Annotated in this window: 14 protein-coding genes; 11 read left to right on the top strand and 3 right to left on the bottom strand. The window is 63.5% G+C overall.

The window, feature by feature from the left end:
• Positions 1-4: 4 nt before the first annotated feature.
• The 10 genes from NX778_RS06035 (at position 5) to NX778_RS05990 (ending at position 11,107) form a co-directional block, all read left to right on the top strand.
• Positions 5-895, top strand: a complete 891-nt coding sequence (locus NX778_RS06035) for a PulJ/GspJ family protein (RefSeq protein ID WP_258810762.1) — start codon at positions 5-7, stop codon at positions 893-895.
• Positions 892-1,347 carry a pilus assembly PilX N-terminal domain-containing protein gene (locus NX778_RS06030; protein WP_258810761.1) on the top strand — a complete coding sequence of 152 codons (456 nt, stop codon included), beginning with the start codon at positions 892-894 and terminating at the stop codon, positions 1,345-1,347. The genes NX778_RS06035 and NX778_RS06030 overlap by 4 nt, the downstream gene beginning before the upstream one ends.
• A complete protein-coding gene (locus NX778_RS06025) occupies positions 1,344-4,382 on the top strand; it encodes a DUF6701 domain-containing protein (protein ID WP_258810760.1) in 3,039 nt (1,012 codons plus the stop codon). Before NX778_RS06030 ends, NX778_RS06025 begins: the two co-directional genes overlap by 4 nt.
• 137 nt (positions 4,383-4,519) lie before the next feature.
• On the top strand, positions 4,520-5,458 hold the full coding sequence (locus NX778_RS06020) for a type IV pilus biogenesis protein PilM (protein ID WP_258810759.1): 939 nt from the start codon (positions 4,520-4,522) through the stop codon (positions 5,456-5,458).
• Entirely contained in the window at positions 5,455-6,126 is a 672-nt protein-coding gene (locus NX778_RS06015; protein WP_258810758.1) for a hypothetical protein, read from the top strand. The genes NX778_RS06020 and NX778_RS06015 overlap by 4 nt, the downstream gene beginning before the upstream one ends.
• Positions 6,126-7,004 (top strand): type II secretion system protein M, encoded by an 879-nt coding sequence (locus NX778_RS06010; RefSeq protein ID WP_258810757.1) that lies wholly within the window; start codon positions 6,126-6,128, stop codon positions 7,002-7,004. Before NX778_RS06015 ends, NX778_RS06010 begins: the two co-directional genes overlap by 1 nt.
• Positions 6,989-7,363 (top strand): hypothetical protein, encoded by a 375-nt coding sequence (locus NX778_RS06005; RefSeq protein WP_258810756.1) that lies wholly within the window; start codon positions 6,989-6,991, stop codon positions 7,361-7,363. Before NX778_RS06010 ends, NX778_RS06005 begins: the two co-directional genes overlap by 16 nt.
• 32 nt (positions 7,364-7,395) lie before the next feature.
• Positions 7,396-9,189, top strand: a complete 1,794-nt coding sequence (gene mshL / locus NX778_RS06000) for a pilus (MSHA type) biogenesis protein MshL (protein WP_258810755.1) — start codon at positions 7,396-7,398, stop codon at positions 9,187-9,189.
• On the top strand, positions 9,189-10,082 hold the full coding sequence (locus NX778_RS05995) for an ExeA family protein (RefSeq protein WP_258810754.1): 894 nt from the start codon (positions 9,189-9,191) through the stop codon (positions 10,080-10,082). Before mshL ends, NX778_RS05995 begins: the two co-directional genes overlap by 1 nt.
• Positions 10,079-11,107 carry a tetratricopeptide repeat protein gene (locus tag NX778_RS05990; protein ID WP_258810753.1) on the top strand — a complete coding sequence of 343 codons (1,029 nt, stop codon included), beginning with the start codon at positions 10,079-10,081 and terminating at the stop codon, positions 11,105-11,107. The genes NX778_RS05995 and NX778_RS05990 overlap by 4 nt, the downstream gene beginning before the upstream one ends.
• A gap of 96 nt (positions 11,108-11,203) precedes the next feature.
• On the opposite strand, the gene NX778_RS05985 is transcribed toward NX778_RS05990, so the two are convergent.
• Together NX778_RS05985 and NX778_RS05980 are read right to left on the bottom strand one after the other, a co-directional pair.
• A complete protein-coding gene (locus NX778_RS05985) occupies positions 11,204-12,361 on the bottom strand; it encodes a pyridoxal phosphate-dependent aminotransferase (RefSeq protein ID WP_258810752.1) in 1,158 nt (385 codons plus the stop codon).
• 30 nt (positions 12,362-12,391) lie between these two features.
• The gene (locus NX778_RS05980; RefSeq protein ID WP_258810751.1) at positions 12,392-12,865 is read right to left on the bottom strand and encodes a putative toxin-antitoxin system toxin component, PIN family; all 474 of its coding nucleotides are present in this window, start codon (positions 12,863-12,865) and stop codon (positions 12,392-12,394) included.
• 36 nt (positions 12,866-12,901) lie between these two features.
• Here NX778_RS05980 and yaaA point away from each other — a divergent pair, with 36 nt between their 5' ends.
• The gene (gene yaaA / locus NX778_RS05975) at positions 12,902-13,672 is read left to right on the top strand and encodes a peroxide stress protein YaaA (protein WP_258810750.1); all 771 of its coding nucleotides are present in this window, start codon (positions 12,902-12,904) and stop codon (positions 13,670-13,672) included.
• Positions 13,673-13,745: 73 nt separating this feature from the next.
• Here yaaA and NX778_RS05970 read toward each other — a convergent pair whose 3' ends face one another.
• Positions 13,746-14,588, bottom strand: coding sequence for an outer membrane protein assembly factor BamD (locus tag NX778_RS05970; protein WP_258810749.1), 843 nt, complete (start codon positions 14,586-14,588; stop codon positions 13,746-13,748).
• Positions 14,589-14,625: the final 37 nt, after the last annotated feature.

The following is a 14,625-nucleotide window of genomic DNA, read 5'->3' as shown; positions in this document are numbered from 1 at the left end:
CAAGATGCGAAAAACCGCACAGCGCGGCTTCACACTGGTCGAGGCGATCGTCGTCATCGTCATCATCGGCATCTTGTCCGCCGCGGTGGCAGTATTCATTCGCGCTCCGGTACGTGGCTACGTGGACGCTGTCGGCCGCGCCGAGTTGACCGACACCGCCGACCTCGCGCTGCGCCGCATCGCGCGCGACCTGCGCCGGGCTTTACCCAACAGTATTCGCGTCTCCAATGATGGCCACTCCATCGAATTCCTGCTGACTCGTGCCGGCGGCCGCTATCTCGCTGCCGAAGACGGCGTGGCTGACGGCTCTTCGACTTTTGCGCTCGACTTCGTCAATGCTGCCAGCACCCAGTTTTCTGTCGTGGGCGCGATGCCAAGCCTGTCGAGCCGGGTGCAAGCTGGCAACTATATCGTCGTCTACAATCTCGGCCCCGGCTTTCCGATCACGGACGCGTACCAGTTCAATGTCGCAGGCGTGGGCAAGAACATCGCTCTTGTCTCCGGGGTCACTTTGGCTTCCGGCACAGTCCAGTCAATCGCACTGGCGTCCAACCCCTTCGCCGCGCAATCGACTCCAATGCCCTCGCCAAACCAGCGCTTCCAGGTGGTGAAGGGCCCGGTGACCTACACCTGCGGTTCCGTCAACGGCGTGCTGACATTGACGCGCCTTGCCGATTACGACATCAGGTCAACGATGAGCGATTCTGTCGGCAACGGCAGCAGCGCGGTCGTCGCGGATCGCCTCGATCATTGCAATGGGCTGTTCAACTATTCGGACCTGAACAGCACGCACCGCAGCGGCCTTGTGATCATGTCCTTGGGACTGCTGGCTCGTAACACCAGCGATCCGGCCGTCACCCTGGTCCACCAGGTCCACGTGGACAACACGCCATGAAGTCGAACCTCCGGATCGTTCAACGCGCCATTCGCAATGCCGGCATGGGCCTGGTCACAGCGATCTTCTTGCTGGTCGTGCTGTCGGCCCTCGGCGTGGCGATGCTGACCTCGTTCACCACTCAGCAAGCGAGTTCCAGCCTGGACGAACTGGGCGCGCGCGCCTACCAGGCCGCGCGTGCCGGCGTGGAGTGGGGCGTGTTCCAGCAGCTGCAAAAGAAAAACTGTGCAGCCAGTACCTTCGCGATGCCGCAAACGACGAACACGACGCTGTCCAGCTTCACGGTCACGGTGACCTGCACCCCAATCGGGGGCGGCTCGGACGACCCGCTGCAGCGCTATGTGATCAGCGCCTCGGCATGCAATATCCCGGACGCCAGCACCAATACCTGCCCCAACAGCGGTACCACTGCCCGTGATTACGTCGCGCGCCAGATCGAGGTGGAATTATGATGCGGCGCCTGCTTGCAACGATCGCGGCATTTGCTGTGGCGATGGTCCTGCCTGCCGCTCGCGCCGACACACCGATCGCCCTGCAGACCAGTTGGGCCGGCAACGTCAACTTCACCGGCACGGAAGCGACGATGCGCAACAGCGCCACCGACTTCTGCTCGGTGGTCAAGAAGAACCAGACCCTGACCAAGCCGCTTGCGACCATCCCGAGCGGCGCAACGGTGCTCGCGGCCTACCTGTATTGGGCGGGGTCGGGATCCAGCCCGGATTACACCGTGTCTTTCGAAGGCAGGAATGTCAACGCATTACGGAAATATACGGGGACCTACAATAACTCCGGCACCATCACCAGTTATTTTGCCGGCGTGGCTGACGTGACTTCAGTGGTCAAGGCGAAAGGCAACGGCACTTATTCCTTTGGCGGCCTGACGATTGATAACGGCGGCGTTTACTGCTCGGCGCAAGGCGTGCTCGGCGGCTTCTCGCTACTGGTGGTCTATTCCGACCCGACGCAGCCATTTCGCGTGATGAACCTGTATGAAGGCTTCCAGTCTACACGCTACAGCTCGCTGACCCTGAACCTCAGCAACTTCCAGGTGCCGAGTCCGCTGACTGCCAGCGTCACCGGCCGCATCGGCCACATCACCTGGGAGGGTGACCAGTCGCTGACCGCGCAAGGCGAGAACCTCACGTTCAACGGCACCGCGCTGACGGATGCGATGAACCCTCCCGGCAACCAGTTCAATTCGCAGAGCAATATCAACGGCGACACCGCTTCCTACGGCATCGACTTCGACGCCTACACCATCGGCTCGCCGATCATCAAGGCTGGCGACACGACGGCGACGACCACCTATTCGTCGGGCCAGGACCTGGTGTGGCTGAACGCGGAAATCGTGGCCGTGCCGAACGTGCCCACCGTCGACCTGGCGTTGACGATGACGCGTACCGGCACGCCGACAGCGGGAGCCATCGTCGGCTATTCGCTGGTCGTTACCAACAACGGCCCGAATTCGGAGACTGGCCCCGTGACGGTGTCGAACACGCTGCCGGCCGGCATGACCTACAGCACGGTCAGCGGCACAGGCTGGTCCTGCTCGTTCACGCCCGGCAGCGCGACTGCCACATGCAGCACGGCCGGTCCCGTGGCAAAGGGCGCGGTCTTGCCGGCGATATCGATCAGCGCCAAGGTCGATACGTCCGGCTTGTACACAAGCTTCACCAACACCGCTTCCGTGGCAGGCGTCGTCTTTGACAACGTGCAAACCAACAATAGCGCCAGCGATACGTCCGCCGACAACAGCACCAAGGCAAATGGCTGGGTGTTCACCACCGCGCGCTGCGTGCCGGGCTACCAGGTCGGCACGGCGTCATCCCAGTGTACGGTGTACACCGGACCGTACACGGCAGCGTCAACCACGCTCGGGCTGTATATCACCTACGTCTCCAATGGCGTTGCGACTGTGCCCAGCAACAATAAGAACAAGGACGTCGCTGCGTCGATGCAGTTTTCGCTTAGCTGTGTCAACCCGGGCAGCGACCAGGGCGTGAGCGCGAGCTTCGCGGGCAAGACGCTGCCGCTGTGCAGCGTGGGCGGATGGTCGGCTGCGGCCTCGATCCTTTTCCCGGCCGGCGAAGCATCCGGCAAGATGCTGGACGGCTCGGTGCCGGCGTTCATCTACAACGACGTCGGCATCGTGCGCCTGAACCTGACCGACGGGACGAACACGGCCTCCGTGCAGTTCACGTCGGTGCCGCAAAAGGTCGTATTCACATCTGTTGTCAATTCGAGTGGCGGAGTGAACACCGGCGCTAGCGGCAGTTTCTTCGCACGAGCTGGGGAGACATTCACCGCGAACATCCAGGTGCAGATGGCAGATGGCACCTACGCCAAGAATTTCGGCCATGAATCCGGCACCTACGGTCCGGTCGGCGTCGCCGTTGGCCAGCCGTCCAATATCGCTGTGGGAACGGTCACGACGGCGCTCGGGTCCATTACGAACGGTGTGTGGCCGATGTCAGTTACCTACGATGATCTCGGCACGGTCACGCTGACGGCGACTATCGCCGGCAACGACAACACCTACGGCGCGGGAACCTACTTCGGCAACGCGGTGACGACGACGACCCAGGTGGTGGGCAACTTCTATCCCGGCTATTTTGAAACGACGACCGACAGCAATCTCCCCTGCATGGCCCGCATGCTGTGCCCAACGACTGATCTCCCGACTGGCGAAAAAGCGGTGATCAACAAGGCGGCGTATTCACGGGGGCCATTCACGGGGGCAGTGAAGTTGCGCAGCATGAAGGGCACCGACCTTTCTGCGAATATCGCGAAAATCAGCTCCTTCCCAGCGATTTCGCTGACGGTCGCCTCCGGTCCCGGGCGGGACAGTAGCGTGCTGTCAGCCGTCGTGCTCTCTCCGTCGAGTTTGAGTTCGACCGCGCTGTCGTCGACGATATCCGCAACTCTGCCGAATCCATATCAAACAGGAACGCCGCACCCGCAGACAATAAGCTGGGATGCGCCACTTTCCGCTTACCTGCGCGCGGAAGCGCCGTTCGCGCGGCTGGGTGCTACCGGCGGTGATGTCGTCAGCTCGAACCGTGGCACAAGCCAGGTCTCAGTGGAAGGTGGTGTACGCCTCGTGCAGGGCCGCCTGATGGTCAGCAACGGCAACGGCTCGGAACTGCTGAAGCTGCCGCTCAACATCTACGCGCAATACTGGACCGGCAGCTCATGGGACAACAACGTCAACGACGGCGCCAGCTCGATCGGCGCCAGCGCGACCTACAGCAATTGTCAAAAAATGCTGGCCAGCGGTGGCGTCTGCAAGAACGTACTGTTCTTGTCCGGTGGCGGCCTCTTGAGCGGCGGGCACGGCACGCTGTGGTTGGCGGCCCCCGGCTCGGGCAATTTTGGCAGCGCCCAAGTCACTGTAACCGGCGCGCCCGCCTGGCTGCCGGTCACCATCGGCCAGGCAACCTTCGGCGTCTACCGTAGTCCCTTGATCTACATCCGTGAGGTGTACTAACAACGGCTTTTTTTCCCTGCGGAAATTAAAGATGACTATTTTGCTGCGGAAACCAAAATTTCCCGATGGTTTGTTCTAAGACTTGAATATAATCAACCATCTAGAGCGGATTGCTGAACGGGCGGCAAAGAATTCGGATGGGCTTTTTCAATAGGGCAAATAAACAGGACAGCTGGCTGAGTCTCGCGATCGTGCGGGACGGCATTGCGGCTGCCAGCATCGCGCGCGGCGGTGCACGTCCTGTGGTCCAGCGCGCCCAGTTCTTCGCGGGTTTCCCGGATGCGCAGGCGCTCGACCGCGCCGGCAAGGAACTGCGGGCCAACGCCTTCCGCATCACGACCCTGCTGGGCGCCGGCGAGTACCAGCTGCTCGCGGTCGACGCGCCCAACGTGCCCGCCGACGAAATGAAGACGGCCGTGCGTTGGCGCCTGAAGGACTTGCTCGACTTCCCGGTCAACGACGCCACCATCGACGTGCTCGACATTTCCGCCGACCCGAACGCCGCGGTGCGCCCGCAGCGCACCATGTTCGTGGTGGCGGCCCGCAACGCCGTGGTCGCGGCACGCCAGAAGCTGTTCGGCGAAGCCAAGGTTGGCCTGTCGGTAATCGACATCCCCGAAATGGCGCAGCGAAATATTGCCGCCATGCTGGAGCCCGAGGGCAGGGGCCTGGCGATGCTGACGCTGGGCGACGATGGCGGCCTGCTCACCGTGACCTATGGCGCCGAACTCTACCTGTCGCGCCGCATCGACATCTCGCTCGCCAGCCTGGCCGACGCGGACGACGAACGCCGCCACCAGGCCTTCGACCGCATCACGCTCGAACTGCAGCGCTCGCTCGACAATTTCGAACGCCAGTTTTCCTTCGTCAGCGTTTCGCGTCTCGTCGTGGGGCCGAGCGAAGCCCCGGACTTGGCCAATTACTTGTCCAGTAACTTGTACATGCCGGTCGACGTGCTCGACCTCGCCACCCTGTTCGACTTCAGCCAGACGCCGGAATTGCAGAAGAACTCGATCCAGCAGAAGTTCCTGCTGCCGCTCGGCGCCGCCCTGCGCACCGAGGAGAGGGCGCAGTGAGCCAGCAGATCAATCTCTACAATCCCGATTTCGAACAGAAGAAGAAGCTCTTCGGCGCATTCGCGCTGTCGCAGGCGCTGGTGCTGCTCGTGGTCGGCGTGCTCGGCATGACGGTGTACGCCCAACGCTCGGTCGCCGATCTGCAGAAACAGGCGGACGCCGGCGCGGCACGCGTCGCCAAGAAGAAGGCGCAGCTGGCCATGGTGGCAGTCGAATTCGGCCCGCGTGGCAAGAGCCCGGAGCTGGAGGCCGAGGCCGCCGACGCCGAAGCGCAGCTGGCGTCCCTCAAGCGCATATCCGACGTCATCGACCGTGGCGACCTGGGTAACGCCACAGGTTATTCCGAATACTTCAAGGCGCTGGCGCGCCAGCACGTGGACGGCCTGTGGTTGACCGGCCTCGCCATCACCGGCGCCGGCTGCGACATCGGCGTGCGCGGCAAGGCCACGGACCCGTCGCTGCTGCCCGGTTTCCTCAGCCGTCTGACACAAGAGAAGATCATGCAGGGCAAGGCATTTGGCAGCCTGCAGATCACCGAGCCGGGCCAGATGCAGTCGGCATCGGCCGCACCCGCGGACGCCAAGGAAGCGGCGAAGAATTCCAAGCCAGCCGCCGCCGGTTTCGTCGAATTCAGCCTGCAGTCCAAGTCGGAAGGAGCGCAATCGTGATGAAGCGTTTGCGTGCGCTCGGCGCCCGCATCGACGCCTTGTCGATGCGTGAGCGGATGCTGGTGTTCGCGGCGCTGGCCGCGTTCATCGTGTTCGCTGCCTGGATCGGCGGCCTGGGCCCGCTGCTGAACCGGCAGGCCGAATTGCGCGCGAAGATCAGCCAGCAGCAGAACAACCTGGCCGGCATGGACACCGAGATCGCGCAGAAGATCAAGCAATACCAGAACGATCCCGACGCCGCCGTGCGCGACCGTCTCAAGGCCGTCAACGCCGAGTCGGCGCAACTGAGCGAGAACCTGCGCGCGATGCAGAAGGGCCTGGTCGCGCCGGAGCGCATGGGCCCCTTGATCGACACCATCCTGCGCGCGAATGGCCGGCTGAAGCTGGTGTCGATGCGGACCCTGGCGGTGACCTCGCTGAACGAACCGCCTCCGACCGAGGCGCAGGCGGCAAGCAAGCAGCCCGACCCGAAGACGGCGCCGAAGGACGAGACCCAGGCCAAGCTGGCCTCCATCAACGCAGCCCTCGATGCGCAGCATAAAAGCCTGAAGGCGGCAGCGGCGGTGGCGGCGAATGGCGTTCCGCCCCCGGCAGCGGCGCCCGTACCCGCACCGGCTGCCGCACCTGCACCTGCACCCGTGGCCGCCGCTGCGCCGGCGATCGTCCCCAAGCCGGGCAGCCTGTTGTACCGCCATGGCGTCGAGATCACGGTGCGCGGCAACTACCTCGACATGATCGATTACATGACCGCACTCGAAGGCATGCCGACGCAGCTGTTCTGGGGCGGCGCGAAACTCGAAGTCGAGGACTACCCGACCTCGCGCCTGACCCTGACGATGTACACCCTGAGCCTCGATCCGAAATGGCTGAAACTCTGACCATCCCGCGCTGCATGGCGCTTGCCACCGTCCTGTTCCTCGCGCAGGCATGCGCCCACGCGCAAGCCTTGCAGGACCCGACGCGCCCGGCCGCTGTGCAGGCAAACGGCGATGGCGACGAGGCGAGCAGCGGACCGCAGCTGCAGTCGGTGCTGATCTCGCGCCGGCCCGGCGGCCGCCACGTCGCGGTGATCGATGGCGAGACCGTGCGATTGGGCGAGTCCTTCAAAGGCGCGCGTGTGGCCCGCATTACGCCGCAGGAAGTTGAACTGGTGCGCGGCAAGGATCGGCAAGTGCTGCGCTTGTCGTCGATCGAAGACGCAGCCGGGACGGTCAAGCCGGTCACCCGGATAAAATAACGAGAATAACGAGAGCAGGCATGCCAAGACAAATGACCACAAGAGGGATGCTGGCCGCGGTGCTGCTGGTGCTCGCCGGCTGCCAGAGTGCGCCAAAGAACACCACCTACGACACCATCAAGGCCGAAGTCGCGCAGGCGGCCGCGCAACCGGTCGCTCCCGCACCGGTGGACGCGGCGGTCAGCGATGCGCTGCTGCCCGCCGCCTCGACTCTCGCCAAGGAACTGCCGAAAGCGCGCGCGCCGATGGAAGAGCGCTTCAACGTCGCTTTCAACAATGTGCCGGCGCAGCGCTTCTTCCATGCGCTGGTCGCGGGCACCCACTACAACATGCTGGTGCACCCCGACGTCACCGGCAACATCAGCGCCAATCTCAAGGACGTGACCATCGTCGAGGCGCTCGACGCCATGCGCGAGATGTACGGCTATGACTACAAGATCGAAGGCAACCGCATCTCGATCCGTCCGCCCTCGATGCAGACCCGGATGTTCCAGGTGAATTACCTGCTGGGCAGCCGCCGCGGCCAGTCGAATTTGCGCGTGACTTCGACCACCATCTCGAACGGGAACAACCAGAACGGCCAGTACGGCAACCAGGGCGGCAACCAGTTCAACAACGGCCAGAACGGCGGCAACCAGGGCAACCAGGGCAACCAGGGCAACCCGAATAATCCGAACGGGACGAACGGCCAGATGTTCGGCAACAGTGCCGACGTCATGACGAATTCCACCAGCGACTTCTGGAAGGAGCTGAAGGAATCGCTGGAGGCCATCGTCGGTTCGAAGGAAGGCGGCCGCAGCGTGGTGGTCAGCCCGCAGTCGGGCGTGGTGGTGATCCGCGCCATGCCGGAGGAACTGCGCAATGTCGACACCTATCTGAAGGCGACCCAGTTGTCGGTCGACCGCCAGGTGATCCTGGAAGCGAAGATCCTCGAAGTGCAGCTCAACGACCAGTTCCAGAGCGGCGTGAACTGGGCCTCCTTCGCGTCCTTCAACAGCAAGCATTCGAACCGCGTGTCGACCGGCTTTGTCAGCCCCGGCGCGGGCCTGCAGCCCTTGCCCTTCGATGGTGGCCAGCCGGTGCCGATCAGCGCCGACGGCCTGACCGCCACCACCGGTTTTTCGCTGTCGAACGCGGCCAACACCGCCGGCTCGCTGCTCGGTTTCGCTTTCCAGACCAGTAACTTCGCCGCGCTGATCTCCTTCCTCGAATCGCAGGGCAGCGTGCACGTGCTCTCCAGTCCGCGGGTGGCCGCGATGAACAACGAGAAGGCCGTGCTCAAGATCGGCACCGACGAGTTCTACGTGACCGGGGTGAGCACCACCACCAACCTGACCAACAGCGGCAATACCACCAGCCCGAGCGTGCAGCTGGAGCCTTTCTTCTCCGGCGTGGTGCTGGACGTGACGCCTCAGATCGACGCTAGCGGGAACATCCTGCTGCACGTGCATCCATCGGTCAGCCAGGTGACGACCGTGAGCAAGGCGATCAACCTCGGCACCGCGGGCAGCCTCACGCTGCCGCTGCCGTCGTCGTCGACCTCCGAAATCGACAGCATGGTGCGCGGCCAGAACGGGCAGGTGATCGCGATCGGTGGCCTGATGCGCCAGTCCTCCACGGATGACCAGTCGCAGGTGCCGGTGGCCGGTTCGATTCCGGTGGTGGGCAATCTGTTCAAGTCGAAGAACAAGGTCAACCAGAAGCGTGAGCTGGTGGTGTTGATCAAGCCGACCATCGTCGAGGGCGGCGCCGAATGGAACCAGAACCTGCTCGACACCAGCCGCCGCATCGAGCAGCTGGCACCCAACGGCCAGGGGCGCAACTGATGTACACCGACCATTTCGGCCTGCGCGAACTCCCGTTCGGCATCACGCCCGATACCAGCTACTTCTTCAGCAGCCCGCGTTCGCAGGAGGCCCTGAACACGCTGCTGGTCGCGGTGCGCAATGGCGAAGGCTTCATCAAGATCACGGGCGAAGTCGGCACCGGCAAGACGCTCCTGTGCCGCAAGTTCATGGACATGCTGGGCGACGAATTCGTCAGCGCCTACATTCCCAACCCCTATCTCGAGCCGCGCACGCTGATGCTCGCGCTGGCCGATGAGCTGGAGCTGGTGCTGGAGAAGGACGTCGACCAGCACCACATGCTCAAGTCGATCACCCAGCGTTTGGTGGACCTGGCTTCACAGGGCAAGCGCGTGGTGCTGTGCCTGGACGAGGCGCAGGCGATTCCGGTGGAGAGCCTGGAAGCCCTGCGCCTCCTGACCAACCTCGAAACCGAGAAGCGCAAGCTGCTGCAGATCGTCCTGTTCGGCCAGCCGGAACTGGACCATAACCTGGCGATCGATTCAATCCGCCAGCTGGCGCAGCGCATCACCTTCCACTATCATCTCGGGCCGCTCAGCAAGGACGAGCTCGATTACTATATGGCGCACCGCTTGCGCGTGGCGGGGTTCGGCGGCGCGCGGCTGTTTTCGAAAGGCGCAGTGAGCAGGCTGTTCGCGGCGAGCGGCGGTTTTCCGCGCCTCGTCAACATCATGGCCCACAAGTCGCTGATGCTGTGCTACGGCGAAGGCAAGCAGCAGGTCGGCAAGGAACACGTGACTGCCGCCGCGCGCGACACCGTGGCGATGCGCCGCCGTCCGGCCTGGCCGTGGCTGGTCGGCGCCTGCGTGCTTGCGGCATCGGCCGCCGGCGTCACACTGGCGCTGGTGCGATGAGTGTCATTAATAAAATGCTGCAGGACCTCGACGCGCGCCAGAATGGCTCGGTCGAGGCTTCGCACATGTACACCAAGCCCGAGTCCTTCGGTGAGCGCGGTCTGTCGCCATTTGTGGTGGCCGGCGCGGCGCTCGGCGTGGCGGTGCTCGCGGCAGGCGCCGCGTTCGGGTGGCGCTACTGGCAGAAGGCGCACCAGCCGGTTGCGGTCGCGCCGGTCCCCGCCAAGGTGGTCATCATCCCGGCTCCGCCGAAGGCCGCGCCGCCTCCACCGGCGGCTCCGATAGCGCTTGCGGAGCCTGCAGTCGTGGCTACTCCCGCGCCGGCGCCGGCGCCAGAAAAGAAGCATGAGCGCCAAAAGGTCACTGCGGAACACAAGCGCGATGCCGTGAAAGCGAATACCAAGGCCGAGCCGAAGACGGCGCCGGCGGACACTGCGCCCGAGCAGGGCAAGGAAGTGACGTCGGCGCAGAAGGCGGAATCGGCCTACCGGCGCGGCCTGGCAAATATCCAGGAAGGCTATCTGGCCGACGGTATCGGCGCACTCGAACAGGCGCTGCAAGCCAACCCGCGCCACGACGCCGCGCGCCAGACACTGGTGCGCGTCCTGATCGACAACAAGCGCAGCGAAGAGGCGATCGGCCTGCTGCAGACCGGCCTGACGCTGGACCCGCGCCAGCCGTCGATGGCGATGCTGCTGGCGCGCTTGCAGATCGAGCATGGCGGCAGCGGCATCGAAACTTTGACGCGCACCTTGCCCTATGTGGGCGCCAACAGCGAATACCACGCATTCCTGGCCGGTGCGCTGCAACGCCAGCAGCGGCATCGCGAAGCGGTGGAGCAGTATCAGGCGGCGCTGCGCGGCGCGCAGAACGGAGTTTGGCTGATGGGGCTGGGGATTTCGCTGCAAGCCGAAAAGCGCGACACCGAGGCGCTCGATGCCTTCCGCAAGGCGAAGAACAGTGGCAACCTGTCGGCCGATTTACTGGCCTTCGTTGACAGCAAAATCCAGCAGCTGGTGCACTAATCCAAATAGCAGCGTCGTTCCCGCGCAGGCGGGAACCCATGTTGAGCCTATGGGCACGCGGTCTATGGGTTCCCGCCTGCGCGGGAACGACGGAAGTTATATTCTTTGCAGCCGTTCAAGCGCCGTCAGCAGCGTCTCATCCTGCTTCGCAAAGCAGAACCTCACCACACCGGATTCATTCGCATCGCGGTAGAAAGCGCTGACCGGAATCGCCGCCACCTTCACCTCCGCCGTCAGCCACTTTGCAAAGTCGGTCTCCTTCATCGACGAAATGGCGTCATAGCGCACGCACTGGAAGTAGGTCCCGTCCGCCGGCAGCAGCGTGAAGCGCGTGCCCGCCAGCCCTTCGCGGAACAGGTCGCGCTTGCGCTGGTAGAACGCCGGCAGCCCGCGGTACGGCTGCGGATCGTCCATATAGGCCGCAATCGCGTGCTGCATCGGCGTGTTCACGCTGAACACATTGTACTGGTGGACCTTGCGGAATTCACTCGTCATGGCCGCAGGTGCGGCGACGTAGCCGATCTTCCATCCGGTCACGTGGTAGGTCTTGCCGAAGCTGGACACGACAAACGCGCGCTCCGCCAGCACCGGATGCCGGCTCACCGATTCGTGGCGCTGGCCGTCGTAGACCATGTGTTCGTACACTTCGTCGGACAGGATCAGGATCTCCGTGCCGTCGACGATGGCTGCCAGCGCTTCCAGGTCAGCCGCCTGCAGGATCGAGCCGGTCGGATTGTGCGGCGTGTTCACGATGATCAGGCGCGTGCGCGGCGTGACCGCGGCCGCCACCGCGTCCCAAGGCACGTGGTAGCCATCCTCGCCGAAGCGCATCGCCACAGTGACCGCGACGCCGCCCGCCAGCTCGATGGCCGGCAGGTAGCTGTCATACGCCGGTTCGATGACGATCACTTCGTCGCCCGGATGCACGCAGCACAGCACGGCGGTGGTCAGCGCCTGCGTGGCGCCGGCCGTAACCGTAATCTCGGACGCCACATCGTAACGGTGCCCGTACAGCGCGGCGATCTTGTCCGCGATCGCATTGCGCAGCGGTGCGGCGCCGGTCATCGGCGGATATTGATTGTGCCCGGCGCGCATGGCGTCGTTGACGTGGTCGAGCAGGCGCGGATCGCAGCCGAAATCGGGAAAACCCTGGCCGAGGTTGACGGCGCCGTGTTCGTTGGCCAGCGCCGACATCAGCGTGAAGACGGTCGTGCCGACAGCGGGCAGGCGGGTTTGCAGTGCTGGGGTAGTCATGATGCGTGTCTCAGTGTCGAGTCGACCATTCTAGCAAGAGGGTGGCGAGCCTGCCGCGGCCTGGACCTCCAGCGCCTGCACCCATGCTTCCGGAGTCAGGATACGAAACAGGCCTTCGCGCGCCGCGCGCCGCGCCAGCTTGAGCAGGGCCTTGTCCTTGGTGACCAGCACCTCGGCGCCGGCGTCGCGCGCGATCTCCAGGAACTTCTGGTCGTCGCGGTCCGTGCACACGGGCAGGCGGACTGCCCTCGAATCCGGCGCGACTACCTTGATCAGTGCGTCGAAACGCGCGGCGGCCTTGGGGCGCGAGTCGTCGTCCAGCGGCAGGTGCGGGTAGCGCAGCACGGCCAGGTACTCGTCGCGGCAGTCGGCGCGTGCGACGGCTTCGAGGGTTCCGTCTTCGAGTCCCGCGAGCAGGAGCGACCAGCGCGGATCATGAAATACGAACAGGTCGAGGCAAACATTGGTGTCGATGACGATGCGTTGGGCTGGAGCGGGTATCATGTCGGCAATTTTACTTGTTGGACTGCTTCACTTGCTATGTTGATCGTTCTTTCGCCTGCCAAATCGCTGGATCTCGACACTCCGCCGACCACCAAGCTGCACACCACGCCCGATTTCATCGACCATTCCGCCCAGCTGATCGAGGTGCTGCGCGAGTACTCACCCGCGCGGGTCGGCGAGCTGATGGACATTTCCGACGCGCTGTCGGTCCTCAACGTAGCGCGCTACGCGAGCTGGAGCGCCGACCATTCGCAGGAGCGCCAGGCGGTGATGTCCTTCGATGGCGACGTCTACACGGGGCTGGAGGCGCGCAAATTCACCAAGAAGCAGCTCGACTGGGTGCAGTCGCATGTGCGCATCCTGTCCGGGCTGTATGGCGTGCTGCGGCCGCTGGACCAGATGCATCCCTACCGGCTGGAGATGGGCACGCGCCTGGCGAACCCGCGCGGCAAGGACCTGTACACCTTCTGGGGCGAGCTGGTGACGCGCAAGCTGAACGAGCTGATTGCCGAGAACGGGGACAAGGCGCTGGTCAATTTGGCGTCGGAAGAGTACTTCAGGGTGGTCAAGCCGAAGCTGCTCGACGTGCCGGTGATTACGCCCGTATTCGAGGACTGGAAGAATGGGAAGTACAAGATCATCTCCTTCTTCGCCAAGCGCGCGCGGGGGATGATGGCGCGTTACGCGGCGGTGAAGGGGATTCGGGATCCGAAGGCGCTCAAGAAGTTTGACGTGGATGGGTATGCGTTTGAGCCGTCTGTGTCGACTGAGCGGGAGTGGGTGTTTCGGCGGAAGGTCGAAGCTTAAGTTTCGGGCCACTCAAGCAAAATGGGGTTCCCGCGCGGGCGGGATCCCCATTTTGCAAGCAGACCTGCTGCTTTTACTTCATCACAGCATCTTTCGGCGACGGCATCGGCTCCGCCTTCGACCAGAACTTCCACCACGGCTTGCCACCCGCCGCATTCGGATTGGTGAACGCGCTGTTCGGATAGTTCTTGACGAACACGCGCTGGGTATCGTCGCGCAGTTCGGGCATGCCCAGTTTGTCGTAGGATTGGATCATGATGTACAGCGCTTCCTCGCGCGCCGGTGCGTCGCTGTAGTTGGCGACTGCATCCTGCGCACGATTGAGCGCGGCCAGGTAGGCGCCACGGCGGTAGTAGTAGCTCGCCACGTGCACTTCATACGAAGCCATCGCATTGACCAGGTACTTCATGCGCGCCAGCGAGTCCGGTGCGTACTTACTGTTCGGGAACTTGTCGACCAGTGCCTTGAATGCCGCGAACGCCTCGCGCGTCGCCTTCGGGTCGCGCTCGGTCGGGTCCTGCGAATAGATAAAGGTCAGGAAGCCCAGCTGGTCGTTGAAATTGATCAGGCCGCGCAGGTAATACATATAATCGACTTGCGGATGGTTCGGGTGCAGCTTGATGAAGCGTTCCACCGAAGCCAGCGCCTCGGCCTGGTCCTGCGCCTTGTAGTGGGCGTATGCAATCTCCATCTGCGCCTGGGTGGCGTAGGTGCCGAACGGGTAGTTGGTTTCCAGCTTCTCGAACAGCTTGATGGCGGCGTCATAATGTCCGCCATCCATTTCACCCCGCGCCTCATCGTATAATTTCGATGCGGACCAGTTTTTGGTCTCGTCGGCCTTATCTCCGAATATGCTGCAAGCCGACAGGCTCAGCAGGGCGCACGTCGCAACCAACACCGACAGTTTTTTTCGCATAACGTTTTGCATAAGAATTACCGATACAAGGAACGGC

It is taken from the genome of Massilia terrae, assembly GCF_024753145.1.
In the GTDB taxonomy this organism is placed as follows: domain Bacteria; phylum Pseudomonadota; class Gammaproteobacteria; order Burkholderiales; family Burkholderiaceae_D; genus Telluria; species Telluria terrae.
This window is presented reverse-complemented; position numbering and strand designations above follow the sequence as displayed.

Bases quoted from the DNA above. Each gene is read 5' to 3' on its own strand.
- NX778_RS05990 (WP_258810753.1), top strand. From the start codon at position 10,079: ATGAGTGTCATTAATAAAATGCTGCAGGACCTCGACGCGCGCCAGAAT.
- NX778_RS06025 (WP_258810760.1), top strand. From the start codon at position 1,344: ATGATGCGGCGCCTGCTTGCAACGATCGCGGCATTTGCTGTGGCGATG.
- yaaA (WP_258810750.1), top strand. From the start codon at position 12,902: ATGTTGATCGTTCTTTCGCCTGCCAAATCGCTGGATCTCGACACTCCG.
- NX778_RS05985 (WP_258810752.1), bottom strand. From the start codon at position 12,361: ATGACTACCCCAGCACTGCAAACCCGCCTGCCCGCTGTCGGCACGACC.
- NX778_RS06010 (WP_258810757.1), top strand. From the start codon at position 6,126: ATGAAGCGTTTGCGTGCGCTCGGCGCCCGCATCGACGCCTTGTCGATG.
- NX778_RS05980 (WP_258810751.1), bottom strand. From the start codon at position 12,865: ATGATACCCGCTCCAGCCCAACGCATCGTCATCGACACCAATGTTTGC.
- NX778_RS06020 (WP_258810759.1), top strand. From the start codon at position 4,520: ATGGGCTTTTTCAATAGGGCAAATAAACAGGACAGCTGGCTGAGTCTC.
- NX778_RS06005 (WP_258810756.1), top strand. From the start codon at position 6,989: ATGGCTGAAACTCTGACCATCCCGCGCTGCATGGCGCTTGCCACCGTC.
- NX778_RS06030 (WP_258810761.1), top strand. From the start codon at position 892: ATGAAGTCGAACCTCCGGATCGTTCAACGCGCCATTCGCAATGCCGGC.
- NX778_RS06035 (WP_258810762.1), top strand. From the start codon at position 5: ATGCGAAAAACCGCACAGCGCGGCTTCACACTGGTCGAGGCGATCGTC.
- NX778_RS05970 (WP_258810749.1), bottom strand. From the start codon at position 14,588: ATGCGAAAAAAACTGTCGGTGTTGGTTGCGACGTGCGCCCTGCTGAGC.
- mshL (WP_258810755.1), top strand. From the start codon at position 7,396: ATGACCACAAGAGGGATGCTGGCCGCGGTGCTGCTGGTGCTCGCCGGC.
- NX778_RS05995 (WP_258810754.1), top strand. From the start codon at position 9,189: ATGTACACCGACCATTTCGGCCTGCGCGAACTCCCGTTCGGCATCACG.